Annotated in this window: 23 protein-coding genes; 13 read left to right on the top strand and 10 right to left on the bottom strand. The window is 59.3% G+C overall.

What is annotated here, in order from left to right:
* Nucleotides 1–43: 43 nt before the first annotated feature.
* The 5 genes from DWX25_RS05840 to DWX25_RS05820 all read left to right on the top strand — a co-directional run bounded on the left by DWX25_RS05840 (nt 44) and on the right by DWX25_RS05820 (nt 5464).
* Nucleotides 44–1252 (top strand): aldo/keto reductase, encoded by a 1209-nt coding sequence (locus tag DWX25_RS05840; protein ID WP_255412950.1) that lies wholly within the window; start codon nt 44–46, stop codon nt 1250–1252.
* A 95-nt stretch (nt 1253–1347) separates the two neighbouring features.
* Nucleotides 1348–2217 carry a deoxyribonuclease IV gene (locus DWX25_RS05835; protein ID WP_117799028.1) on the top strand — a complete coding sequence of 290 codons (870 nt, stop codon included), beginning with the start codon at nt 1348–1350 and terminating at the stop codon, nt 2215–2217.
* A gap of 143 nt (nt 2218–2360) precedes the next feature.
* Entirely contained in the window at nt 2361–3221 is an 861-nt protein-coding gene (locus DWX25_RS05830; RefSeq protein WP_117794482.1) for an ABC transporter substrate-binding protein, read from the top strand.
* A 167-nt stretch (nt 3222–3388) separates the two neighbouring features.
* Entirely contained in the window at nt 3389–4699 is a 1311-nt protein-coding gene (locus DWX25_RS05825) for an ABC transporter permease subunit (RefSeq protein WP_117799029.1), read from the top strand.
* 12 nt (nt 4700–4711) lie between these two features.
* On the top strand, nt 4712–5464 hold the full coding sequence (locus DWX25_RS05820; RefSeq protein ID WP_117629740.1) for an amino acid ABC transporter ATP-binding protein: 753 nt from the start codon (nt 4712–4714) through the stop codon (nt 5462–5464).
* A 116-nt stretch (nt 5465–5580) separates the two neighbouring features.
* Here the strand turns inward: DWX25_RS05820 and DWX25_RS05815 are convergent, their stop codons facing one another.
* Nucleotides 5581–6000, bottom strand: a complete 420-nt coding sequence (locus tag DWX25_RS05815; protein ID WP_117735306.1) for a flavodoxin — start codon at nt 5998–6000, stop codon at nt 5581–5583.
* 46 nt (nt 6001–6046) lie between these two features.
* The gene (locus DWX25_RS05810) at nt 6047–6751 is read right to left on the bottom strand and encodes a DUF3793 family protein (protein WP_117735305.1); all 705 of its coding nucleotides are present in this window, start codon (nt 6749–6751) and stop codon (nt 6047–6049) included.
* A gap of 177 nt (nt 6752–6928) precedes the next feature.
* Here DWX25_RS05810 and DWX25_RS05805 point away from each other — a divergent pair, with 177 nt between their 5' ends.
* On the top strand, nt 6929–7312 hold the full coding sequence (locus DWX25_RS05805; RefSeq protein ID WP_117735304.1) for a heavy-metal-associated domain-containing protein: 384 nt from the start codon (nt 6929–6931) through the stop codon (nt 7310–7312).
* Here DWX25_RS05805 and DWX25_RS05800 read toward each other — a convergent pair.
* Both DWX25_RS05800 and DWX25_RS05795 read right to left on the bottom strand, forming a co-directional pair.
* Nucleotides 7299–7766 (bottom strand): hypothetical protein, encoded by a 468-nt coding sequence (locus DWX25_RS05800; RefSeq protein WP_233502234.1) that lies wholly within the window; start codon nt 7764–7766, stop codon nt 7299–7301. The genes DWX25_RS05805 and DWX25_RS05800 overlap by 14 nt on opposite strands.
* The gene (locus tag DWX25_RS05795) at nt 7759–9264 is read right to left on the bottom strand and encodes a DNA repair protein (RefSeq protein WP_233502232.1); all 1506 of its coding nucleotides are present in this window, start codon (nt 9262–9264) and stop codon (nt 7759–7761) included. Before DWX25_RS05795 ends, DWX25_RS05800 begins: the two co-directional genes overlap by 8 nt.
* Nucleotides 9265–9502: 238 nt before the next feature.
* Here DWX25_RS05795 and DWX25_RS05790 point away from each other — a divergent pair, with 238 nt between their 5' ends.
* Together DWX25_RS05790 and pgi are read left to right on the top strand one after the other, a co-directional pair.
* The gene (locus DWX25_RS05790; RefSeq protein WP_158567363.1) at nt 9503–10027 is read left to right on the top strand and encodes an iron-containing alcohol dehydrogenase; all 525 of its coding nucleotides are present in this window, start codon (nt 9503–9505) and stop codon (nt 10025–10027) included.
* Nucleotides 10028–10226: 199 nt separating this feature from the next.
* On the top strand, nt 10227–11921 hold the full coding sequence (pgi, locus tag DWX25_RS05785) for a glucose-6-phosphate isomerase (RefSeq protein ID WP_117799030.1): 1695 nt from the start codon (nt 10227–10229) through the stop codon (nt 11919–11921).
* 142 nt (nt 11922–12063) lie between these two features.
* Here pgi and DWX25_RS05780 read toward each other — a convergent pair whose 3' ends face one another.
* The 3 genes from DWX25_RS05780 to DWX25_RS05770 all read right to left on the bottom strand — a co-directional run bounded on the left by DWX25_RS05780 (nt 12064) and on the right by DWX25_RS05770 (nt 14932).
* Entirely contained in the window at nt 12064–13368 is a 1305-nt protein-coding gene (locus DWX25_RS05780; protein ID WP_117799031.1) for a VirD4-like conjugal transfer protein, CD1115 family, read from the bottom strand.
* Nucleotides 13361–13978 (bottom strand): ATP-dependent Clp protease proteolytic subunit, encoded by a 618-nt coding sequence (locus DWX25_RS05775; RefSeq protein WP_022094432.1) that lies wholly within the window; start codon nt 13976–13978, stop codon nt 13361–13363. The genes DWX25_RS05780 and DWX25_RS05775 overlap by 8 nt, the downstream gene beginning before the upstream one ends.
* Before the next feature lie 63 nt (nt 13979–14041).
* Nucleotides 14042–14932, bottom strand: coding sequence for a hypothetical protein (locus tag DWX25_RS05770; RefSeq protein ID WP_117799032.1), 891 nt, complete (start codon nt 14930–14932; stop codon nt 14042–14044).
* 489 nt (nt 14933–15421) lie between these two features.
* Between DWX25_RS05770 and DWX25_RS05765 the strand changes: the two genes are divergently transcribed.
* Both DWX25_RS05765 and DWX25_RS05760 read left to right on the top strand, forming a co-directional pair.
* Nucleotides 15422–16264, top strand: coding sequence for a Cof-type HAD-IIB family hydrolase (locus DWX25_RS05765; RefSeq protein WP_117799033.1), 843 nt, complete (start codon nt 15422–15424; stop codon nt 16262–16264).
* Nucleotides 16265–16328: 64 nt separating this feature from the next.
* Nucleotides 16329–16988, top strand: a complete 660-nt coding sequence (locus DWX25_RS05760) for an HAD family hydrolase (RefSeq protein WP_369831507.1) — start codon at nt 16329–16331, stop codon at nt 16986–16988.
* A gap of 263 nt (nt 16989–17251) precedes the next feature.
* Here the strand turns inward: DWX25_RS05760 and DWX25_RS05755 are convergent, their stop codons facing one another.
* Together DWX25_RS05755 and DWX25_RS05750 are read right to left on the bottom strand one after the other, a co-directional pair.
* Nucleotides 17252–18034 (bottom strand): TatD family hydrolase, encoded by a 783-nt coding sequence (locus tag DWX25_RS05755; RefSeq protein WP_117799034.1) that lies wholly within the window; start codon nt 18032–18034, stop codon nt 17252–17254.
* Between the two features lie 13 nt (nt 18035–18047).
* Nucleotides 18048–18845 carry a ThiF family adenylyltransferase gene (locus DWX25_RS05750; RefSeq protein WP_117799035.1) on the bottom strand — a complete coding sequence of 266 codons (798 nt, stop codon included), beginning with the start codon at nt 18843–18845 and terminating at the stop codon, nt 18048–18050.
* Between the two features lie 299 nt (nt 18846–19144).
* On the opposite strand from DWX25_RS05750, the gene DWX25_RS05745 reads away from it, so the two are divergent.
* The 3 genes from DWX25_RS05745 (at nt 19145) to ettA (ending at nt 21984) form a co-directional block, all read left to right on the top strand.
* A complete protein-coding gene (locus tag DWX25_RS05745; RefSeq protein ID WP_117799036.1) occupies nt 19145–19423 on the top strand; it encodes an autorepressor SdpR family transcription factor in 279 nt (92 codons plus the stop codon).
* Nucleotides 19416–20120, top strand: coding sequence for an SdpI family protein (locus DWX25_RS05740; protein ID WP_117799037.1), 705 nt, complete (start codon nt 19416–19418; stop codon nt 20118–20120). The genes DWX25_RS05745 and DWX25_RS05740 overlap by 8 nt, the downstream gene beginning before the upstream one ends.
* A gap of 184 nt (nt 20121–20304) precedes the next feature.
* Entirely contained in the window at nt 20305–21984 is a 1680-nt protein-coding gene (gene ettA / locus DWX25_RS05735) for an energy-dependent translational throttle protein EttA (RefSeq protein WP_117799038.1), read from the top strand.
* 61 nt (nt 21985–22045) lie between these two features.
* On the opposite strand, the gene DWX25_RS05730 is transcribed toward ettA, so the two are convergent.
* Nucleotides 22046–23353 (bottom strand): hypothetical protein, encoded by a 1308-nt coding sequence (locus tag DWX25_RS05730; RefSeq protein WP_117799039.1) that lies wholly within the window; start codon nt 23351–23353, stop codon nt 22046–22048.
* Between the last annotated feature and the right edge of the window lie 90 nt (nt 23354–23443).

Here is a 23443-nt window from a genome sequence, read left to right as displayed (position 1 = left end):
TTTCGGCTGCGTGACCATTGTGTTTCTCCTTGCCGGGGCGCTTATGGCGAAGGGAGGGTCTGTGCAATACCGCGTTGACCCCAAAAGTGGTAACCGATTATCCGCTCTCGGTCTGGGCTGTATGAGATTTCCCGGTGCACCGGGTCATCCGGACGTGAAGGCGGCCGACGCCATCATTTCCCGTGCGGTGGGGCAGGGGATTAATTACCTGGATACCGCATATCTCTATCCCGGCAACGAGACATGCGTGGGCGCTTCGCTTGAGCGTTTGGGGCTGCGTGACCAGGTGCTGCTGGCGACCAAGCTGCCGCACGCTTCGTGTGCATGCACCGGGGATTTCGACCGTTTCTTTGACGAGCAGCTGCGTCGTCTGCGGACCGACCATATCGACTATTACCTTATGCATAACATCACCTCGCCCGTCCAGTGGGAACGTGTGGTGGCGTTGGGCGTCGAGGATTGGATCGCGCGCCAAAAGGCGTCGGGGCGCATTCGCCAGATTGGTTTTTCGTATCACGGCAGCGCGGCGGATTTCTTGACGATGCTCGACGCATACGATTGGGATTTTTGCCAGATACAGTACAACTATGCCGGCGAGCGCTACCAAGCGGGAACGGCAGGACTCATGGCGGCTGCGGAGCGCGGGCTCGCGGTGTTTGTGATGGAGCCGCTGCTAGGCGGGCGTCTGGCGGGCAAGCTGCCGCCGCGGGCCCGCGCTGTGCTCGAGAGCGTCCGTGATCCGCATTTGCGCACCCCTGCCGCCTGGGGGCTTTCGTGGGTGTGGAACCATCCTCAGGTGACGATGCTGCTATCGGGTATGACCGATACCGCGCAGGTGGATGAGAACGCGGCGTTGGCCGATCGGGCCCTGCCGGATTCGATGACAGCTACTCAGCTCGATGCCATCGCGCACGTGCTGACGGAGTTTGAAAAATCGAATCGCGTGCCCTGCACGGGATGTGGCTATTGCATGCCGTGTCCTAAAGGCATCAATATCCCTGGATGTTTTGCCGCCTACAACGCAAGCTATGCGCACAGCTGGTTTACGGGTCTATCGCAGTACTTTACGGCGAGCGCGGTGCGCACAAGCGAGCCCAAGTTGGTGAGCAATTGCGTCAAATGCGGCAAATGCGCGCGGCATTGTCCGCAGCACATCGATATCCCCGGGCGCTTGGACGCCGTACGCCGCCGTTTTCAGCCCGGCCCCGTGACGGCGGCGCTTAGGGCCTTCGGCAAAACGCGCTCCTCATGACCCTTTTATAACGTGCGGTGGAATACGGTCTGTTTGCGCCAAAATAAGGCATCAATAGACCGTATTTCACCGCAACTGATGAGGGGGAGCTGGGGATGCTGACGATCGGGTGTCACCTATCCACGACGAAGGGCTATCGGGCAATGGGGGAGACGGCGCTGTCCATTGGCGCCAATACCTTTGCATTCTTTACGCGCAACCCGCGCGGCGGCAAGGCGAAAGACCTTGACATGGATGACGTGGCAGCCCTGCGCGAGCTTATGGAGCAAAACGATTTTGGTCCGCTCGTGGCACACGCCCCGTATACCTATAACCCCTGTTCTGCCAAAGAGCGGGCGCGCGAGTTTGCCTTGGAGGCAATGGCCGAGGACTTGCAGCGCCTGGAAGCGCTGCCCGGCAACTACTACAACTTCCACCCCGGCGCGCATGTGGGGCAGGGGACTGATGCCGGCATTCAGATGATCGTCGACACCTTGTGTCAGGTGATGTTTGAGGGGCAGCAGACGACGGTGCTGCTCGAGACCATGGCGGGAAAGGGTACCGAGGTGGGCCGTAGCTTTGAGGAGCTGGCGCTCATCATCCAGGGCGTTGCCGGCAAACGCCCCGAGCTGTCGGTCAAGTTGGGCGTTTGCCTAGACACCTGCCATGTGAGCGATGCCGGCTACGACATCATCCATGATCTGGACGGCGTACTCGACGAGTTCGACCGCGTGGTGGGTATCGACCGCTTGCGTGCCGTACACATCAACGATTCGAAGAACCCCTGTGGCGCCCATAAAGATCGTCACGAGTGCATCGGTAAGGGCTACCTTGGTAGCGAGGAGCTTGGCGGCGGTATGCAGGTTATGCAGAATATTGTATCGAATGACCGTCTGCGTGCGTTGCCTTTCATTTTGGAGACACCGAACGAACTTGCAGGTTATGCGGCTGAAATAAAACTCTTAAGGTCTTTGCACAGTAATTAACAGCCACAAAGTGGGTGTTTCATTCACGTTATGGGCTTGTTTCAATCAGTTTTCTCATTGCAGATTCCTACAAGCGGGTGCATAATAGCCAACAGTTTTTGCAGACCTCTGAATCAAACGGGGTCACTGGAAGGAGACTGATTATGAAGCTCAAGAAGCTTGGCGCGTTTGCAGCCACGGGCGCCATGGCGCTCGCTCTTGCACTGACGGGCTGTGGTTCGTCCAACGCCACCTCTGGTTCCGATGCCGGTTCCAGCAGCCCTGACAACGCGAAGGTCGAGAAGGTCGACGGCTCCAAGGAGTATGCGCTCGTCAAGGACGGCACGCTGACCGTCGGCACCTCTGCCGAATACGCTCCGTTTGAGTATAAGGACGACAACGGCGACTATCAGGGCTTTGACCTTGAGCTCATCAAGGCTATCGCCGACAAGCTGGGCCTGGATGTCGAGTACGTCAACAACGACTTCGACACGCTCGTCCCCGGCGTTGCTTCGGGCGCCAAGTACGACGTCGCCATTGCGGCTATCACTGACACACCCGAGCGTGAGAAGGAAGTCGCTTTCTCCGACTCCTACTACATGGATGACCAGGCTATCGTGACCAAGGTCGATAACACCGACATTACGGCCGATAACTACAGCGAGAAGCTCAACAACGCCGACGCTACCATCATCGTCCAGTCCGGCTCGACCGCCGAGGCCTTTGCCCAGGAGAACTTCCCCAAGGCCAAGATTGTTCCCTACAAGGACGCCACCGAGTGCTTCAGCGCCCTGCAGTCTGATAAGGGCGATGCCGTAGTCACCAACCGCTCCGTCGCCAGCCAGCTGACCGCCGAGCAGTTCAACACCTGCCAGACCATCAAGCAGATCAGCACTGGCGAGGAGTACGCCATCGCCGTCAATCAGGGCAACACCAAGCTCAAGGACGACATCAACCAGGCCATCAAGGACCTGACCGATGACGGTACCGTTGACGCCCTCATGGCTAAGTACAACATCAAGTAAATTAATGCTTGATTGCGTGCGGGCCCTTTCCGTTTTGCGGAGAGGGCCTTTGCGCTTCTCTCGACGGAGAGCGTTTCCGTCTTGTTTTGCAGGCAACTTCTACGATAGGAGCCACCTTGTCTCGATTGAACAAAGGGACCGCGGAGCAGCGTTCTCCACGGTCCGCCTTGCTCCAAAAGCTAGCCTGCGCCATGGCCGTGGCGCTCGCGCTGGTGTGTGCGGGGACATATGCACCCTCGACCGCCCAGGCGCTTGAGACCGCAAAGATCACTGCCCGACCCAACACCGGCTCGGGCAGCGATGTGGTCGGCGGCACCGAGACGCGCATTACCTGGGAAGTCCAGGCCGATGCCGACGAGGAGCTGAGCGGTCTTTCGCTGACGTTTGTCGATGGCACGACGTTTAGTGCCGACGATACGCGCCTGACGATGCTTTCGGGCGAGGACCTTATGGACCGTACCCCCATGAAGCCCACGTGCAAGGCGGATGGCCAGACGCTCAAGGTCGACTTTGGCGAGACGGCGCCTGCCGGCGGCTTTTTCCGTGTCGAGGTGTACGGCGTGACCTTCCCCCTCGAGGGCGGCGACGAGGCCTTTAGCGGAACCTATACCCTGGCCGACGGCTCAACCAAGAAGATTTCCAAGATGTCCTCGGTGGAGATCAAGAGTGTGACGGCTTTCGATAACTTCCTGGCCGACCTTAAAGAGCAGCCGTGGGTCGAGGCTTGGAACTCCAATATGTTCCTGCGCCTGTTCCTGAACCCGGTCATTTTGGTCCAGAGCCTGCCGATCGTCTTTAAGGGCTTCCTCATGTCGCTCTCGATCGTGCTTGTGGCGTTTCCGTTGGCAATTCCCTTTGGCTTCGCCCTGTCGCTCATGCGCATCTCCAAGTCGCGCATCCTGCGTTGCCTTGCCGGCATCTACGTGAATATCATCCGCGGTACGCCGGCGTTCCTGCAGATCTATATCGCGTTCTTTGGCCTGCCGCTGGCCGGCGTCAAGGTAGATGATTATGCCCTGGGCGTCATCGTCATGGCCATGAACTCGTCTGCGTACCTGTGCGAGATCTTCCGTGCCGGTATTCAGTCGATCCCCAAGGGTCAAAACGAGGCTGCTCGCTCGCTGGGCATGAATGCCTTCCAGACGTTGCTCTACGTTATGATTCCGCAGACGTTCCGCAATGTCCTGCCTACGCTGACCAGCGAGTTTATCCTGCTTTACAAGGATACGTCGCTGCTTGCCGCCGTGGGCGTGGTCGAGATCGTCATGAACGCCCGCACCATCGTGGCTACGACGGGATCCATTACGCCGTATGTGGTTGCCGCCCTGTTCTATCTGGTCATCACCCTGCCGCTTGCCCGCTTGGTGAGCGGTCTTGAGGCGAGGCTTTTGGGTACGGCCGAAGTCAAGAAGAAGCGTCCCGCCAAGAGCGCCGGACAGGTCGTCGCGACGCCCGCCGATCACATCGCCGGTCTGTAAGGAGGTCCTATCATGAGCGAAACCAATAACTCGAACGAGGTCGTCGTCAGCATCAAGAATCTCCAGAAGGCCTTTGGCGATAACGTGGTCCTGCGCGACATCGATCTGGATGTGCACAAGGGTGAGGTCGTCGTGGTCCTGGGCCCCTCGGGCTCGGGTAAGTCGACGATGCTTCGCTGCATCAATCGCCTGGAGCATCCCACGAGCGGCTCGATTGTCGTTGAGGGCGTGGATGTGTGTGCCAAGGGCGTCGACCTCAATAAGGTACGCACGCACTTGGGCATGGTGTTTCAGCAGTTCAATCTGTTCCCGCACCTGTCGGTCAAAAAGAACGTCATGCTTGCGCAGCAAAAGGTGCTCAAGCGCAGTAAGGAAGAGGCCGAGAAGATCGCCATCGAAGAGTTGACCAAGGTCGGTCTTGCCGAGCGCATCGACTTTATGCCGAGCCAGCTGTCGGGCGGTCAGCAGCAGCGCGTTGCCATCGCCCGCGCCCTGTCGATGAACCCGCACGTGATGCTCTTTGACGAGGCGACGTCGGCACTCGACCCCGAGCTTGTCCGCGACGTATTGGGCGTTATGCGCGACCTGGCCCGCGACGGCATGACCATGATCGTCGTGACGCACGAGATGGGCTTTGCCCGCGACGTTGCCGATCGCGTCGTCTTTATGGACGGCGGCGTTATCGTGGAAGAGGGCACGCCGAGTGAGGTCTTCGACCATCCCAAGAGCGAGCGCACTAAGGCGTTTTTGGGCAATATCTCGTAGTCGGTTAAACGCAATTTTCGTTACAGGAAACGGGGGCTGGATGTGGATTCAGTCCCCGTTTTTGTTAGGACACGTATGCGTATTGTCATGACTCGGCTTTGTCGGCCTGTGGCGTGTTAAGCCAGCTCGGCTCCAAGGGCGCGACAGGCGGCCTCGCCCTCGTCATCGGGGGCGTCGAAGCAGATTGCGGAATCGACGACGTTGACACCCGCCTCGTCGGCGTCTGCCTTCCAGTTGTCCATCCATTCGCCCTCGGCCCACGAATAAGAGCCAAAGAGGACGACCTTCTTGTCGCCGAGAATTTCCTTGACTTCGTCCCACACCGGCTGGAACTCGTCGTACTCAAGCTCTTCGGAGCCCATGGCGGGGCAGCCGAAGGCGAAGGCGTCATAGCTGGCGGCCTTGTCTGCGGAGAAGTCGGCGCAGGAGATGACCTCTGCCTCGGCGCCGGCACCGGTTGCGCCCTCGGCAACGAAGTTTGCCATGGCCTCGGTGTTGCCCGTACCGCTCCAGTAGACGACGGCGATCTTGCTCATATGTTTTCCTTTCGGTTGTGCGGCGTGCGGCCGTGTTTTGTATGCTCTATCGGGTTGCCTGGACAAGTTGTCCCAGGGTGCAGCCCTGTTGATAGATGTAGGTAAGGTATTGCGTGCATGCGCGATAGGAATCGAAGGTCGTGAGCGCCTGCTCAACGTTTGTGTATACCTTCCATGCGCCAAAGACCTTATAGTTTTCGCCATGCTGGACGATGAACTGATGGACGTCGTCGTAGGGGTATCCCAAAAAGTAGCCAATTTCGTGGGGGAACTCACAGGAGCAGCTGTTATTGCAGCGGGCTTGATGGTCCAATGCGCACCGTGCCTGGTCGCAGGCGCATTCCGCGGCGTTAGTGCTCGCGAGCGCGATGCGTGATGCCAGGTGCGCGAGACATATCGGCAGATTGTCGGTGTTGTAGCCCTCCTTGGCGAGCGCCGTTTTGGCGCGCGGGCCCGCAAGGTATGTGGCGAGGCTATGGGGCCGATATGCGTACACAAGCGCCCCGCAGGGACGCCAGACCAAAACACTCAGGTGGATGCCGAGCGGGTCGAGTTCGTGGTTGCACTGGGCGATGACGTTGAGCAGGCGTTCGCGTCGATCGGCGATCGGCGCGGTCGCACTCGAGCCATCCTGATGGGCATAGATGCCGGGATAGGTAAAAAGCGATGCTGGTTTAATGCCCGCGAGCGTGGGGGAGCAGTTGCGCACGACCGCTGCCTGAAACGTTGGGATGTCTATGGTTCGAGTCATGGTTCCCCTTTTGAGTCCTCACTTGTTAAACAAGGAAAACTTATACACGAAAGTAAGCCTAGGTCAACTAAAAAGTAAGAAATACGAAACTATTTGATTGAACTGACATGAGCTTGGGGTAGGATGGTGACACCTCACGCGGGTATCTCTGAATGAGCTACGAGGAAAGGGGAGCGCATGGAAGATCTGCTTAACCCTGCGAATATCATCGTACTGGCCGTAATTGCCGTCGGTATGTTCTTTGGACTGCGCCGCATTGTCGCATCGACGCGCGGCAAAAGCTGCTGCAGCGATGGTTCGAGTGGCAAAAAAGTTAAAAGGGCCGTGGTGGCCGATACCGACAAATCTCACTACCCCTACTGCGATGAGCTGCTCATTGGCGGCATGAGTTGTGATGGCTGCGCGCACAACGTTGAGAATGCCCTTAATGCGCTGCATGGCGTGTGGGCAACGGTGACGTTTGCGGACCACACAGCGCGCGTGCGCTCGAAGTATCCGATTGGCCGCGAGACGCTTGAGGCCGTGGTAAGGGGCGCGGGTTATTACGTCATGAGGCTCTAGTCGCTCGCATCGAGGCCGAGGCGTTCGATTGGGCTCGGCCGCGCAGCTCCACGTCTTGGATATCGTCGAAGTTAATGGCGATATCCTTAAGTTTGAGCAGCTTGAATGCGGGGAGCACTTCATCGAGAATGCCGGTACGGCTACGATAACCGTACGTATCGTAATAGGTGACGCGAACCAAGTCGCCGCGTTTGAGGCCCTCGAGCTTTTTCGAAAGCTCGAGGGCTTTTTCTTCCGTGAGTTCGCATTTGGGCTCGACAGTGATTTCTTGCTTGCGTACGAGCTCGTAGTATCCCGTGAGAGCGGCGAAGGGCATAAACTGCGCGGCGCGCCCGGCGCGAACGGCGCCGTTGGCGGTGAGTTTGGGGTCGGCGGAACGACGTCTTCCCTCGGGGTCCGCCAGGCGCTCAAATGGTGTCGGCGGCCGCATCGGTTGTTGTTGGGGCTTAGGCACGATGTCCTCCTACCTGATCGTTGCGCTCGCGTGCGGTGGCGCCGGCGGTAAAGCTCAATCCTTTGACCAGGGCGTTCTTGCCGTACTTGCCTTTCACGGCCAACACGGCGCGCGCCAGATCGCGTTCGCGCTCGTCGGCCTCGACGTCGCTGAACAGATCGACGGTAGCGAATTCCTCGGGCATGAGATTGCCAAAGCCCAGGTTGATGCGCTTGATCGGTCGTTTGGGGTCGACAGTCTGCGCCCAGAGCTCATCGAAGTAACCCATGATCTTCTTAAATGAATTGGTGCGCTCGGGCAGTTTTCGCGAGGCGTTGGAGTGCGCGAAGAGTGCGGCATAGCCACCGCGCGGTTTGCCGCCGTGTTCCCCCACAAAGATGCCGTCGATTGCCTGCGCCTCGCGCACCAGGCGACGCCGTTCGTCATCGCGCTGGACGGGCTTGGGCGCACGGGGCGCGAGTTCGGGGCCGGCGGTCGCGGTAGGCTCGATACCTGACGTGCTCGAGCGCAGGTGTCCGCATCCGTCTACATATTGCGCCGTGCCGCTGGCATCGAGTCGGCGTATGTCGGCTCGCTCGCTCGCGTAGCCCACGAAGAGCGAGATGCTGTCACACACCACGTGCTTATCGACCAAGTCCAGTACGGCGTTGTCGACCATCTCGCGCAAGACGGTGTAGGCCTGCTCGTAGGCATAGCCCTTTGAGAGCACCTGTCCTGTGGTGGTGGAGGTTGCCTGCGGGCGATAGGCTTGGATATCGGCGATGGTTGTCGGCTCGCGCCCGAAGGCGTGGTCGATGAGATATTCGGCATTGACGCCGAGTTCATCGTAAAGCAGGTTTTCGTCGAGCGCGGCTACGCCCATCAGGTCGTAGACGCCGTACTTTTCGAGCCGGGCCGCCACGCCGGGGCCGATACCCCAGATATCGGTGATGGGTCGATGCGGCCAGATCTCCTTGCGAAAGGTTTCGTTATCGAGTATGCCGATGCGGCTTGGTACGTGCTTTGCGGTAATATCGAGCGCCACCTTAGCCTGGAATAGGTTGGGGCCGATACCGACGGTGGCCGTGATGCCGGTGCGCGCGAGGACCTCGTCGCGCAACATGCAGGCGAACCCTTCGGCATCGGTGTGGTAGAGGTCTAGATAGGGCGTCACGTCGATAAAGCACTCGTCGATTGAATAGACGTGAATGTCTTGCGGGCTCACGTATTCCAGATAGATGCCGTAGATTTTCGCCGACACCTCCATGTAGTGCTGCATGCGCGGTACGGCCTTGATGTAGTCGATGCCGTCGGGAATCTCGAACAGACGGCAGCGGTTGTGTATCCCGAGGTCTTTCATGGCCTGCGTGATGGCAAGACAGATGGTCGTGCGTCCGCGCGATTCGTCGGCAACGACCAGGCACGTGGTGAGTGGGTCGAGCCCGCGGTCGACACACTCGACGCTGGCGTAGAACGTCTTAAGGTCGATGCAGATATAGGTATGCTGCTCGTGTTCCACGCGTGCCCTCCCATCAAACACATGTTCTTATCGAATACCTGTTCGATAATACCTGCTTGCGCGGACATCGTCAAAACCTGTCAAAAAGGGACTGGTTTGTTTTGGTAGGTATGGTCGTGCGGCTGCATCGGGTTTTTAACGCGGCTCTAAAGAGTGCGAAACAGCTCGGAAAACCTCGCTTCGTAGCATGGGCCTAACGATTGATACCGCCTATACGCACGGAGGGGTTGTGGGAAAGATGGTCAATTATGGGTTTGGTATGCCGACGCGCCTTGTTGCGGATGGAGACGTGGCTCGCTGGTGCGGACGATTGGTCGCTCACTACGGTGGCACCAAGGCGTTGGTCGTGCTGGGTGGCGACAAGCACGCGCGCGATGAGCTTGTCTCGGCGGCACTCGGCTCGCTTGATCGAGCTCTGCTCGAGCGCGTGCTTTTCCGCTGCGGCTCGGTTGAGGGCGACGGGGGAGACGAGCCGATCGACGAAGCCGTGGCCCTGGCGACCGACGAAGGCGTGGACTTTGTCTTGGCGATTGGCGATGCCGATACTGCCGGCTTTGCACGCGAACTCGCCCGTCGCATGGCGACGCTCGATGCCGGCGAAGACGGCTTTGTGCCTTATGGATGCATTGTCTCGGAGGGCAAGGTGCCTGCTGTCGTGGGCACCGGTGAGGTTCCGGTTTTTGCCATTATCGCGCCCGAACTGCTGGAGGGCATTGGGTCTCCTCTGCGTGAGCTGCTCGGCAGTGTGTGCGCCGCGGCCTAATATTTGCCATAAAGGGACGGGTTATTTTTGGTTGATAAAGCGTTTGACCTGCCAAAATAAACCTGTCCCTTTTTGGTCGGTTGCCGTTTGGGGGCCGATTGGCAACGCTCGCTGATTGTAGTCTTGACCTGCGCTAGAATAGTGGCATCTGAATGTCCGGGCGCATGGAGGCGTGCGCCCGTATGCTGAGGAGGACTCTATGGCAACTGTTGCCGCACCTATCGATGCTACGTCGACTGCCGCTTGGAAGGCACTCGAGGCCCATCAGGAGAAGCTCGAGGCCGAAGGTATCGACCTCAAGGCCTGGTTCGCCGCCGATGCCGAGCGCGTGAACAAGCTGAGCTTTGACGCCGGTGACCTGCACTTCGACCTGTCCAAGAACCTGGTGACCGATGAGACCGTCAAGCTCCTGTGCGATCTTGCTCGCGAGGTGAAGCTCGAGGAGCGCCGCGACGCCATGTTCTCTGGCGAGCACATCAACACCACCGAGGACCGCGCTGTCCTGCACACCGCGCTGCGCCGCCCGGCAAGCGAGAAGGGCCAGCTCATCGTCGACGGCCAGGACGTCGTCGCCGACGTGCACGAGGTCCTCGATCGCATGTATGCCTTCGCCGAGCGCGTGCGCTCCGGTGAGTGGAAGGGCGTTACCGGCAAGAAGATCGAGCACCTGGTGTCCATCGGCATCGGCGGCTCCGACCTGGGCCCGGTCATGGCTTACGAAGCCCTGCGTCCCTATGCCGACGCCGGTATCGATTGCCGCTACATCTCCAACATCGACCCCAACGACCAGGCCGAGAAGCTCAAGGGTTTGGATCCCGAGACCACGCTCGTGATCATCGTCTCCAAGACCTTCACCACGCTCGAGACCCTCACCAACGCCCGCGAGGTCAAGACCTGGATGCTCGAGCAGCTCAAGGCTCAGGGCGCCATCGATGGTTCCGATGAGCAGAACGCCGAGGCCGTGGCAAAGCACTTCGTCGCCGTCTCCACCGCACTCGAGAAGGTTGAGGCCTTCGGTATCGACCCGGCCAACGCCTTCGGTTTTTGGAACTGGGTCGGCGGCCGCTATTCCGTTGACTCCGCCGTGGGCCTGTCGCTGATCGTCGTGCTCGGCCCCGAGCGTTTCCAGCAGTTCCTCGAGGGCTTCCACGCCATCGACGAGTACTTCTGCAACACCCCGCTCGAGAACAACGCCGTCGCGCTGATGGGCCTGCTCAACGTCTGGTACGTTAACTTCTTTGGTTCCAAGAGCCACGCCGTGCTTCCGTACTGCCAGTACCTGCACCGTTTCCCGGCCTACCTGCAGCAGCTCACTATGGAGTCCAACGGCAAGCATGCCCGCTGGGACGGCAGCGCCGTGACCTCCGACACCGGTGAGATCTTCTGGGGCGAGCCCGGCACCAACGGCCAACATGCCTTCTACCAGCTGCTGCACCAGGGCACCGTGGTGGTCCCGGCCGACTTCATCGCCTTCGCCAACACTGCCAACCCCGCAACCGACAGCGGTCAGGATGTCCACGAGCTGTTCCTGGGCAACTTCTTGGCCCAGACCAAGGCGCTCGCCTTTGGCAAGACGGCCGACGAGGTGCGCGCCGAGGGCACGCCCGAGCAGATCGTCCCGGCTCGCTGCTTTGAGGGCAATCGCCCGACGACCTCGATCTTCGGCGACACGCTGACCCCGTTCGCACTCGGTGAGCTCATCGCCCTGTACGAGCACATCACGTTTGTCGAGGGCACGGTCTGGGGCATCGACTCCTACGACCAGTGGGGCGTTGAGCTGGGCAAGCAGCTTGCCAAGCAGATCACCCCGGCCTTCCACGACGACGCCGCCAAGGCCGAGCAGGACGCTTCGACCCAGGCGCTCATCGAGTTCTATCGCGCGCATCGCAAGTAGTCGCTGCTGTTAACGTATCGCGCCTTATAGTCAGGGGCCCGTATCCTATCGGATGCGGGCCCCTTTGCTTTTGCCGTGGTCCCGGGGCGCACGGCCTTTGTGGAACATCGCCGGGGCGTCGCGCGCTGCGAGAACCCTGCGCCTAGATCTCGGCCTCCGCATGGCCTCGCTGCGCCTCGGGCAGCTCCCCGTAGAGCGGATGGTCTTCGAGCCTAAAGCGCTCGACCTGTTCGGGAGTGCGACCGCGTACAAAGAGCCACGAGCGATCAATCGGCGTCGCCATGAGCGTGCTGGGCAGCGCGTCGGCGCGGTCGGAAAACACCCGGGCACTCTCGGGATCCTGGAACGCCAGCACCAGATGCGTGTCGCAGTTGCCCATGATGGAGCGTGCGCGTGCCTCGCCATAGAGCGCATCGAGCTGGTTGGTCGACTGCAGCAGCAGCGTTGCCCAGATGTTGCGGCTTCGGATAATCGAGAGCACGTTGTCGATCTGGGGGATCTGCAGATTTGCGAAGTCATCGAGCATAAAGCGCACGGGCACGGGCAGGCTGCCGCCGGGCTGCCTATCGGCCTCACGAATGAGGCCCATAAACGCCTGCGAAATAAAGAGGCCGGTCAGCGGATCGAGATTGCGGTCAATATCGCTCACGGTTACAAACAGGGCGCAGGGGGTGTGTCCCATGGAAGCGAAGTCCACCTGATGGCACTCACGATAGAGCTGTGCCGCACCGTCGAATCCCAGACACATGACCTTTTCGGCAAGGATGCCGACGATGCTCGCGTGCATGCGCTCGGCATTTTGCGTAATGGCGTAGCGTCGCCATAGCGAGAGGGCATAGCTTTGGGGGTCGGTCGTGATCAGGTCGTCAAACAATCGACCCGTGGCACCGTCCTGTAGGTGCTCGATCAGCTTGATGACCGAGCTGATCGTCTGCTCGTCGGCGGGTAGCTGTTCGGTGACGTAGGCGATAAGGCACGACAGCAGGTTTGCCGCCGCATGATCCCAAAAAGGCTGGTTGTTGTCCTCGATGGGGCAGATGGCCTTTGCTACCGAGAGGATGTCCTGCTGGTTGGGCCTGCCGTCCGCCTTGCGGCGAATGTGCCTCAGGGGGTTGTAGCCGCAGCGCTCGATGCCGGGCGCAAGGGCCGGGACGGTGTTGAGGTCGGCGAAGTTGAGACATTGCACGCGGTAGCCGTGGGCTGCCAGCACGGGTCCCACTTCGCGACAGAGCGTGCCTTTGGTGTCGAGCACGATGCAGCTTGCGTTCATTTGCAGCAGGTTGGGCTTGAGGACGTTTCGGGTCTTGCCGGCTCCCGAGGGGCCGATCACAAGTGCGTTGTTGTTGAGTCCCGTCTGGCGGGTGTCGCAGGAAAGCGTTCGATCCTTGGCGAGGATGGTGGACGATGCGGACTCAGATGCGGCGAGGCGGCTGGCGAGGTTAGACATGGGCGACCTCCTTGGTGGTCGAGAGGATTTCGTGGGCAAAGCCGAGCTCGACGGCGCGCTCGGCCGAAAGGTAGGTGTCTTTTGCAGTGAGGGACTGGATGCGCTTGGGCGTGAGGCCGCTGCGGTCCGAGAGGATTTGCGTGAGGGTCTTGCGGGTCTGCATGAGACGCCGGCTGGTTTCTTGCAGCGCAAGTGCCGAGCCGCCTGCCCCCTGGGGGATCAGCGGGTCGTGAATCATGAGCTCTGCATGGGGCGCCATACGGCGATCGTCGCCGCCCATAAAGATCACGGCGCCCATGGACGCGGCGAATTCCAGACAGACGGTGCGGATGGGGCACGATGCGAGGCGCATGGCGTCATAGATCGCAAGGCCCGATCGCACGCTTCCGCCGGCGCTGGCGACAAATATGGTGATGGGGCGGCTGGGGTCGGTGGCATCGAGCAGGCGGATCTGCTGGCATAGGTCGTGGGCCATCGGGGTTTCGATGTTTCCCATGACGGAGAGCTCGCGACGGGCGAGCATCTCATCGTAAATGCTGGTGAGCGTGATGCCTCGGGCGGATTCACGCATGGTGAGGGGGCTGATGATGGGGGAATGATTGGTGTCCATGAGGACTCCTTTCTGTTGGTTGTGTTGTGGAATAGGATTGTTGCCCGCGGAGGGGCTGGCGGGCTACAGGGTTCGTCCGAGCCTGAGATCGAGCTCGGTTGTGGGGCAGACTGCCTGTTCGTGCGGCTTGCAAGCGCCAAGGGCTCCAAAGCGATAGAGCGTTGCGGCGGGCGTGGTGTAGGCGAGCCGCAGCTGATGCTCGACAGGGGCACATCCGTCATTTTTGTAATGAGCCGCGTAGTACTGCGCGATGCTGGCGTTCATCTCGCTGCCATTGCGATGGCGCTCAAACTGGCGTCTGCAGGTCTGGATGATCTTTGCTACCGACTTGGGTGCCGTCGCGGGAACAAGGGCGAGATAGCCCTCAAATAGCTCGTTGATGCTCAGGAGGCACAGCAGGTCGATCAGCGTCCTTATGGCTGCTCCCTCGGCAGAAAAATGCGCGGTCATGCGGTTATATCGGTTGCGGTCGACGATGGCCGCATGGGGTCTTGGAGTTTTCTGCCCCGTGGTCCCGGGCTTTTGCCGCGCCTGTGTATTGAGCTCGACGTTGCAGCGCTTGAGGCCATCCAACGGAAGGAACAGTGCGGTGCGCAGGGTGTTCCGCTTGCTTTCGAGTTCATGACGCTCGTCGGGTTCCCATTCGAGCTTGAGTTTCGTGTCGAGCGCCGTAAGCATATGGGCTAGGCAGCCTACGGTAAGAACGTACGAATCGTTGCCGCGTTTTGGGGCATAGGGGTCTGTCAGCTTGCGAATGTCGGGGTCGCCCATGATCTTTGTGCAGCGCTTCAGCAGTTGAGGGTGGTCGGCCAAGATCGTCGCGAGCGGTAGCGACGCGTAGTTCTTGATGGTCGCGGCGGCAAAGGCGGCGTCATATTCGTTTGCATATGCTCGCTCAATGCGGGCATCCAGAATGCTTTTCTTATCGCCGTCTTCAGCGTGGTGGTTTGTCATAGCTTCTCCAATCGGTTGATGTTCGTGCTGTTTGTTGATGTGTTGGTTGTCGTGAGTGATGTGCTTGCCGTGGGTGATGTGCTGACGTTGGGGTGCTATGCGGTTTTCAATGAGCCCGTGAGGCAGTTGCTGCAGGGGCGGGATGGAACGGCCCATGCAAGGCGGAAGGCATCGTGCTCAAAATCGAGACAGCAATGCCCTGGGTGCCTCACATGTGGCAGTTGCCTCATTAAGTTGTCATTGCGTTTGGGGTTGTACTTTGCCGATCTTCCTTCTCTTACACGCTAAAACTCAAACTTCATATGCTCGATCTACTTAAAACCGCAACGGCGGCCTTTTATCAACTTATATGTCGGAACGCGTCTTTGCAAGTACTTTTTTGCCTTTGTTTCAAATGGGGTGGTTTTGCAACCGTCATACGCGCGCTGTGCGAACGTGCCCCGGCTCGGATAAGATAGTGCGCGATAAAAACGATGCAAGGAGGTACATATGGCAATTAAAGCCATCGCAATGGATATCGACGGTACGCTCACCAACGACCAGAAAGTGATTAGCCCGCGTACGCGCGAGAAGCTGCTCGCGGCGCAGGAGTCGGGCATTAAGCTCATTTTGGCTTCGGGCCGTCCCGCATGGGGGCTACATGCTCTGGCACAGGAGCTCGACCTCCAAAACCATGACGGTCTGCTAGTCGCTTTCAATGGCGCGCATGTGGTCGACGCTCAGACCGATGAGGTCCTTTTTGACCAGGCTATGCCTGCCGACGAACTGCACCGTCTGATTGATCATCTGCGCAATTTCGACGTGATCCCCATGATTTCGCTTGGTCGCGATCTGCACGTCGAGGACTCGTACCATTGCATGATCACGCTGCCGGACGGCTCGCAGAAGAATATCGTCAAATACGAGCGCGACGCCTGCGATCTTAAGATTCGCGAAGTCGAGAGCCTTCATGAGGTGGCGGATGCCTATCCGGTGGACAAGCTACTCACCGCGGGCGATCCGGCCTATCTGCAGGCGCATCACGAGGAGATGTACGCGCCCTTTACCCAGACGCTGTCGGGTATGTTTACGGCTGACTGGTACTTTGAATATACGGCGCCCGGCATCGACAAGGCTCGTGCGCTCGAGGGTGCCCTGCCCAAGCTCGGCATCGATGCCAGCGAGGTCGTATCGTTTGGCGACGGCCAGAACGACAAGTCCATGATTGAGTGGGCCGGCACCGGTGTTGCCATGGGCAACGCCGTCGATGAGGTTAAGGCTGTGGCCCAGATGGTGACCGCCAATAACAACGAAGACGGTATTGCGGTGGCGCTGGATAAGCTGCTGGGTTAGAATCGCCGATTAATGCATGGTTCGGGCGCCTGCTCGCGGGCGTCCTTTTGTTAGGGAGGGTGCCGTGTCCGCATTTCCGTTCGACGCCGTTATCTTTGACATGGATGGCGTCATCGTCGATACCGAGTATTACTACCTGGGGGAGACTGCCGCGTTTGCCAAGGAGCTTGGGTTGAACCTGACCCAAGAGGAGCTGAACGGGCAGATTGGCACCTCGCATCAGTTCTTCCTGCATATGCTGGTCGATTGGTTTGAACGCGCCGGTAAAGGGCACTTCACTGGCGAGGAAGCGTTGGCCCGTTGGGACGAGTGGGCGCATAAGCGTCCGCGTGACTACCAGGCTTTGATTAACCCGGGCGCTGTGGATACGATTCGAGAGTTGCCGCGCCGCGGCGTTCGCGTGGCGCTGGCGAGTTCGTCTCCCATGGACAGCATCGAGGAAGTGCTCGATGCATGCGGGCTGTCGGATGCCTTTGAGTATGTGGTGAGCGGCGAACAGTTTAAGGAGAGCAAGCCCGAGCCCGACATCTACCTGCATGCGCTGGATCTGTTGGGGCTGCCTGCGGACCGTTGCTGCTGTGTTGAGGATTCGGTGCCTGGTATCACTGCCGGCAAACGCGCGGGGTTAACGGTGATTGCCAAGCGCGAGGAGCGCTTTGGCTTTAGCCAGGATGCCGCGGACAAGATTATCGACCAGCTGCCGGAACTGCTCACGCTTTCTTAGGGGTCTGTTGGGGGCTTTCTAGGAGCGAGTGGGCAAAAAATGCCAAATATGAGTACTGTCACTATTTTGGCAACAGCAAAATCAAGCCTTTGAGGCCTTAGTTGAGTGTCTGGGGACGATTAAAACCTGTTAAATAGCACTCAAGCATGCTAAAAACACCTCGATAATGAACGGTTGTACATTATCGAGGTGTTGTTTTATCGCAAAATAATGTGACTAGCTTTGCAACAGTACTCATATTTGGCATTTTTTGCCCACCGGGATCAGCGGAAGTCAAATATGGAGCGCGAATTTCTTAAAACGGTCGATTCGACGCTCTCCTCGGCGCAGTTTTTAAGTTCGGCGATGCGCCGGGAGACGCTTTTTAGCGATGTGATGAGCTGCCGCGCGCTTGTATCTGCTTGCGGTTCGGCAGGAGCATCGGTCTCGAGCAGTATACGGTCGAGTGGAATCTGTCGGGCGTATTCACGACCGCGCTTGGTGGCGAGCATGCGCTCGTTGACGGAGAAATAGCAGCCTGCATCGCTCGCGCGGACGAGTTCGTCCGAGGTACCGCTAAACCAGTGGAAGGTGATAACGGGGGAGTCGGGCCTTGGGGTGAGCAATCCGTGCGACTCGAGGACGTCCAGTACGGTTCCTGCCGAACGAACGGCGTGAATTGATATCACGCGCCCGGTAAGAGGATGATGCACAAGTGCATCGCAGAGCCGTTCAAGTGCCTGTATTTGTAACGGCTCGCTTCCAACAAAGCGTGCGGAAAAGTCGAGCCCGATCTCGCCGATAAAACGCTCTTGTGCAGCGACTTCGCAAAGTAGATTGATTTCGGCGGTTCCGCATCGGCCGTCGGCGAGCCACCAGGGATGGAGCCCTACGCCCGCGATGATGCTCGGGCGGTGACTGGCGCGTGTTTTTGCTGCCGCGAAGTCGCGTGGGTCGACGCCGCAGTCAAATAGACCCAGGCCCAGTGCCGTCGCCTCATCGGCAACGGTATCCGGGCAAGCCATCAAATCAAGATGACAGTGTGCATCAAACAGCTGCGGCTCCATCGCGGCATCCCTGCTAGTCCAAGCGCTGGCCGTCGGCGCGCACGCGCTCGGTGCCGCGTCCGCTGATCTGGCGGATAACCTCGCCGGCGATCATCTGGCCCATGATGGGCGGCATAAAGCTCGCGGTTCCCAGCTCGGTACGCTCGTGGATGTTGGAAGGGTCGCGAGGCTGTGTCTTAACCGATTCCTCGCAGCTAAACAACACGCGAAGGCTCTTGATGCCACGCTTTTTGCACTCTTTGCGCATGATGCGGCTCATAGGGTCGCGCACGGTGTCAAAAATGTCGGCAAAACGCAGGCATTCGGGGTGGAGCTTGTTGGCCCCGCCCATGGAGCTAACCAAATGAATGTCGTGGTCCTGAGCATATTTGGCAATGGTGAGCTTGGCCGAGATGGTGTCGATGGCGTCGACGACGTAGTCGAGCTTGCCGTCCGTCTGCTCCAAAACACTTGCGAAGAACTCATCGATGTTGTCGCTCAACAGGTATTCGGTACGTTTGATGACAGCGGCGGCGGGGTTGATGTCGTTGATCATGGCTTCCATTACATCCACTTTGCGCTTGCCGATGGTGCTGTGAAAGGCGATAGCCTGGCGGTTGATGTTGCTGGGCGCGATGATGTCCTTGTCCAGGATCACAAAATGACCGATGCCGCCGCGGGCAAGTGCCTCGCAGCAGTTGGAGCCCACGCCGCCGCAGCCAAGCACCAGCACCGTGGCGTTGGCGAGTTTATCGAGCGCCTCGCGGCCCATGATGATCTCGAGCTTGGTGTCGCGTGTCTCGACGGGAGCTGCAGCTGCGGATTCGGTCATAGATATCCTCCGATGGGGAAGCGGATCGTGGTTTGGCTATCGCCATTATAGGTATTATCGCGATTTCATTTGAGCCCTAGGGGCTTGTTGAAATGGGGCCGGGATTCGCATAAGATGAAGCAGGTGGCACCCGTTGCCGCGGGTTTGCCAACTCCCAAACACGTTTGTAGCGTGAGAAGTGGCCGTCTTCGCATTACGCGGGGGCGGCTATTTTTTTGAGTATAAGATTAGATAGTTAGACAAATATCTAAATATTGAGTATAGTGTGCGCGTCGAACGAAATACTGAGAGGAGGTCCTATGCCGGGAGAGGGTTTTAAGGCGCTTGCCGATCCAACGCGGCGGCGCATTTTGGAGCTGCTGCGCGAGGGCACCTGCACGGCGGGGGAGCTTGCCGAGCATTTCGACATGAGCAAGCCGTCGCTCAGCCATCATTTGGCGACGCTTAAAAACGCTGGGTTGGTGATCGACGAGCGTCATGGTCAAAACATCGTATACAGCTTAAACACCACCGTCATGCAGGACTTGATCGGTTGGTTTATGGGCTTTACAAACACTGAAGGTGATAAGGATGAATAACGAAAACAAGGGCATTCACGCCACGGGGGTATCGTCGCGCGTGTGGATTGCGCTGGTCGCTCTGTGCGTCGCCAATGTCGTAGCGCATCTGATAGTGATGCCGAGCTTGCCTGCGCAGATTCCCACGCACTGGGGAGCGAACGGCGCCGTCGACGGTTGGGGCCCTAGCTGGATGGCCTCCGCGCTCGGCGTGCTGCCTCTGGCACTTCTTGCAATGTTCTACGTGGTGCCACGCATTGACCCCAAAGGTGAGGCATATCGAACCTCGGGCAAGTTCTATCAGGGCTTCGTAATCGCCTTCACCTTGTTCATGTGTGCCATAAGCTGGTTGGGTGAGCTTACGGTCTGGGGCGTGGTGCCGGCGGTCGGTTCGGTCAACGTGCTGATTTCCGGTGCTATCGGTTTGCTGTTCATCGGCGTAGGCAACTACTTGCCGCGTGTGAAGCAGAACTATACGCTCGGTATCAAGACGCCTTGGGCGCTTGCCGATCCCGAGAACTGGCGCCGTACGCAGCGTTTTGGCGGCGCCTGCTTTATGGTGCTGGGTATTGGCCTGATTGTGATGGGCGTGGCAGGTGCGGTGCTTTCGAGTGAAGTCGTTGCCGCGGTGATTGCGGTTCTGGCGTTTGGTTCAGCCGGAGCTGCCTACGTCTATTCGTATCTGCTGTGGCGTAAATCGCAGCGAGCCGTTCGCTAAGGTTGCGGAAAACTAGCGTACGCAGTTCATGGTATGTTCTGGGGGACTTTTCCCAGGTAGTATTAGGGGGTGTGGGCAACCATGCCCCTTTTTCGTTAAGTTTCAGAGCTGGTTTCCTCATTTCGTTTCCGCTAAAGCGAATCAAGAATAGGGAAACAGCAGGTAGAAAGGATAAAACAGGCATATGGCGGAGTTTATCTACCAAATGTATCAGGCTCGCAAGGCCCATGGCGACAAGGTGATCCTTGACGACGTGACCCTGAGCTTCTACCCCGGTGCCAAGATCGGCGTCGTGGGCCCCAACGGTATGGGCAAGTCGACCCTGCTCAAGATCATGGCCGGCATTGAGGAGGTCTCAAACGGCGATGCCAGGCTCACCCCCGGCTACACCGTAGGAATCCTGCAGCAGGAGCCGCCGCTCGACGACGACAAGACCGTCATCGAGAACGTGCGCATGGCGTTTGGCGATATGATCGCCAAGGTCGATCGCTTCAATAAGATCGGCGAGGAGATGTGCGACCCGGATTGCGACATGGACGCCCTCATGGCCGAGATGGGAAAGCTCCAGGACGAGATCGACGCCGCCGACGGCTGGGATATCGATTCCAAGCTCGGCCAGGCGATGGACGCCCTGCAGCTGCCCGATTCCGACATGCTGGTCAACGTGCTTTCCGGCGGCGAGCGCCGCCGCGTGGCCCTGTGCAAGCTGCTGCTCGAGGCTCCCGACCTGCTGCTGCTCGACGAGCCCACGAACCACCTGGACGCTGAGTCGATCCTGTGGCTCGAGCACTTCCTGCACAACTACCAGGGCGCGGTGCTTGCCGTCACGCACGATCGCTACTTTCTGGATAACGTTGCCGAGTGGATCTGCGAGGTCGACCGCGGTCACCTTTATCCCTACAAGGGCAACTACTCCACGTATCTGGAGACCAAGGCCGCGCGTATCGAGGCTCAGGGCAACCGCGATGCCAAGCTCGCCAAGCGCATGGAGGCCGAGCTCGAGTGGGTGCGCAGCTCGCCCAAGGCCCGCCAGGCCAAGAACAAGGCCCGTCTGGCTCGCTACGAGGAGATGGAGGCCGAGGCCCGCGCAAGCCAGAAGCTCGACTGGACCGACATCCGCATCCCTGTGGGTCCGCGTCTGGGCAACAAGGTGCTCGAGGCCCATCACCTGCACAAAGAGTTCGACGGCCGCGTGCTCATCGACGACCTATCATTCACCCTGCCGCGCAACGGCATCGTGGGCGTCATCGGTCCCAACGGCGTCGGTAAGACCACGCTGTTCAAGACGATTGTGGGTCTGGAGCCGCTGACTTCGGGTGAGCTCGAGGTGGGTGAGACCGTCAAGATTTCTTACGTCGACCAGAACCGTTCCGGCATCGACCCCGATAAGAACCTATGGGAGGTCGTCTCGGACGGCCTGGACCACATGATGGTCGGCGAGACCGAGGTTCCGAGCCGCGCTTATGTGGCGAGCTTTGGCTTTAAGGGCCAGGACCAGCAGAAGCGCGCTGGCGTACTCTCCGGTGGTGAGCGCAATCGTCTGAACCTGGCACTCACGCTCAAGCAGGGCGGCAACCTGCTGCTCCTCGACGAGCCCACGAACGATCTCGACGTCGAGACGCTGTCCTCGCTCGAAGCGGCGCTGCTCGAGTTCCCGGGCTGCTCGGTAGTCATTAGCCACGACCGCATGTTCCTGGACCGCGTCGCCACGCACATTCTGGCGTGGGAGGGCACCGACGAGAATCCGGGCAACTGGTATTGGTTCGAGGGCAACTTCGAGGCCTATCAGGCCAACCGCATCGAGCGCCTGGGCGAGGACGCAGCCCAGCCGCATCGTATCCACCGTAAGCTGACGCGCGACTAGTCGAGCTCAGGTGACCTAATGAGAAAGGGACGATAACCTTGAGGGTTATCGTCCCTTTTTGTTACTTGGTAGAAGGTTCGACTTTATCGATGGCCCAGGTGGCTCCGAGACCGCCGGTGGTGTTGCGGCGGATGCGCACGGTGACTTCGTGGCGCTCGCCGGCCTGCGTGTAGCGCAGGGGGAAGCTTGCTCGGTTTCGCGCGGCCTCGATGGTACCGCGTTCGCGGGCGATCCAGTAGTACTCGCCGACGATGCCGAGCGTGTCGGCGCCGTAGGGGAGATAGGTCGACAACTGGTGTAGCAACGGACCGGGGCAGAAGACCTCGGTTGCGAAATCGATGGGGAAGTCCTCGGGGGTGGTAGGTGCTGCGGGTGCGGGGGTTGGGGCCGCTACGGGCGCCGAAGCCGGTGCTGGTGCGGGAATTTGGTCGCAAGCAGCGGTGGGCACAGACTCGATGACGGCTGCAGACTCAGGCGCCGCTTCCGGCTTAGCTGCGGAATCTGTCGGTTCCACGGGGACGGACGTGTCTTCGGCCTCGGTTTTGGTATTGGTTTGAGGGGCGTCCTCTGTCTCGACAGATGGCTTTGTCTCAACCGGCGTGGAAGCCATGGTGGTGATACCTGCGTTGGCGTTCTCGGGGTCATAGACGACCGTGAGCGAGATGGCGGGCTGCGGCGTCTCGGGCTCCGGTGTCGCCTCGGTAGCGTTTTGATCTGCGGGCTCGTCAGACTGACCGTCCTCGGCATTGTCGCCAAAGACATCGCTATTCTGGAACACGGGCGCCTCGGGTTGGCCAGCCGTCTCTTCGATTGTCGACGTGGGAGTCTCGTTGAGCTCAACAGTGGCTTCCTGATCAGACATGGCTTCGGAATCAGTTGTGGTGGCGATTTCGGTTTCGGCTTCTGCCGTCACCTCGATAGCGACTTCGATCTCTGTCTCGGGCTCGGGTTCCGGCACGGCTTCAACCATGGCTTCTGGCTCGGTGCGCTTTACGTGCTTGGGGCGCACGGCCTTGAGGTCCTTCTCACCGCGCTTTTTCTTTTTGTAGGACTGCTTGGCGCCCTTGACTGCCTTGGGCTTGTCCTCGCCCTTGGCAAGTGCGGCATCCCAGGCCTCGTTTGCGATGACCGTGGCATACAGGCGACCGCCCTTAAAGACGGTCAGCTTAATGCAGTCGTCAAGCTCCTCGAGCAACTCGCGCGTGGACTCAAAGCCCAGGTCGTAGGCCGTCATATCGCCCGCGGCGAGTGCCTCCTCGACCTGCGTCATAAACGTTTGCTTGCCGCATCCAAGCGCATCGCGTAGCAGTCGATACAGATAGATGTGGTTGCCCAGCGAAAGCGTGGGCCTAACTATTGTCTTGCTCATGGCAAATCTCCTCTTTACACATGTAAAGCATCTTACCATCGCATAGCGTTCGCCATGGCGGCGCCCAAGGCAAACGGGCGCGAACCGCTG

It is taken from the genome of Collinsella sp. AF18-8LB (assembly GCF_003459795.1).
Taxonomy (GTDB): domain Bacteria; phylum Actinomycetota; class Coriobacteriia; order Coriobacteriales; family Coriobacteriaceae; genus Collinsella.
The sequence above is the reverse complement of the archived record's forward strand: the minus strand, read 5'-3'. Positions and strand labels throughout refer to the sequence as shown.

Excerpts from the sequence above, each read along its gene's own strand:
- DWX25_RS05840 (WP_255412950.1), top strand. The coding sequence starts at position 44 with ATGGCGAAGGGAGGGTCTGTGCAATACCGCGTTGACCCCAAAAGTGGT.
- DWX25_RS05835 (WP_117799028.1), top strand. The coding sequence starts at position 1,348 with ATGCTGACGATCGGGTGTCACCTATCCACGACGAAGGGCTATCGGGCA.
- DWX25_RS05830 (WP_117794482.1), top strand. The coding sequence starts at position 2,361 with ATGAAGCTCAAGAAGCTTGGCGCGTTTGCAGCCACGGGCGCCATGGCG.
- DWX25_RS05820 (WP_117629740.1), top strand. The coding sequence starts at position 4,712 with ATGAGCGAAACCAATAACTCGAACGAGGTCGTCGTCAGCATCAAGAAT.
- DWX25_RS05815 (WP_117735306.1), bottom strand. The coding sequence starts at position 6,000 with ATGAGCAAGATCGCCGTCGTCTACTGGAGCGGTACGGGCAACACCGAG.
- DWX25_RS05810 (WP_117735305.1), bottom strand. The coding sequence starts at position 6,751 with ATGACTCGAACCATAGACATCCCAACGTTTCAGGCAGCGGTCGTGCGC.
- DWX25_RS05805 (WP_117735304.1), top strand. The coding sequence starts at position 6,929 with ATGGAAGATCTGCTTAACCCTGCGAATATCATCGTACTGGCCGTAATT.
- DWX25_RS05790 (WP_158567363.1), top strand. The coding sequence starts at position 9,503 with ATGGTCAATTATGGGTTTGGTATGCCGACGCGCCTTGTTGCGGATGGA.
- pgi (WP_117799030.1), top strand. The coding sequence starts at position 10,227 with ATGGCAACTGTTGCCGCACCTATCGATGCTACGTCGACTGCCGCTTGG.
- DWX25_RS05780 (WP_117799031.1), bottom strand. The coding sequence starts at position 13,368 with ATGTCTAACCTCGCCAGCCGCCTCGCCGCATCTGAGTCCGCATCGTCC.
- DWX25_RS05775 (WP_022094432.1), bottom strand. The coding sequence starts at position 13,978 with ATGGACACCAATCATTCCCCCATCATCAGCCCCCTCACCATGCGTGAA.
- DWX25_RS05770 (WP_117799032.1), bottom strand. The coding sequence starts at position 14,932 with ATGACAAACCACCACGCTGAAGACGGCGATAAGAAAAGCATTCTGGAT.
- DWX25_RS05765 (WP_117799033.1), top strand. The coding sequence starts at position 15,422 with ATGGCAATTAAAGCCATCGCAATGGATATCGACGGTACGCTCACCAAC.
- DWX25_RS05755 (WP_117799034.1), bottom strand. The coding sequence starts at position 18,034 with ATGGAGCCGCAGCTGTTTGATGCACACTGTCATCTTGATTTGATGGCT.
- DWX25_RS05750 (WP_117799035.1), bottom strand. The coding sequence starts at position 18,845 with ATGACCGAATCCGCAGCTGCAGCTCCCGTCGAGACACGCGACACCAAG.
- DWX25_RS05745 (WP_117799036.1), top strand. The coding sequence starts at position 19,145 with ATGCCGGGAGAGGGTTTTAAGGCGCTTGCCGATCCAACGCGGCGGCGC.
- DWX25_RS05740 (WP_117799037.1), top strand. The coding sequence starts at position 19,416 with ATGAATAACGAAAACAAGGGCATTCACGCCACGGGGGTATCGTCGCGC.
- ettA (WP_117799038.1), top strand. The coding sequence starts at position 20,305 with ATGGCGGAGTTTATCTACCAAATGTATCAGGCTCGCAAGGCCCATGGC.
- DWX25_RS05730 (WP_117799039.1), bottom strand. The coding sequence starts at position 23,353 with ATGAGCAAGACAATAGTTAGGCCCACGCTTTCGCTGGGCAACCACATC.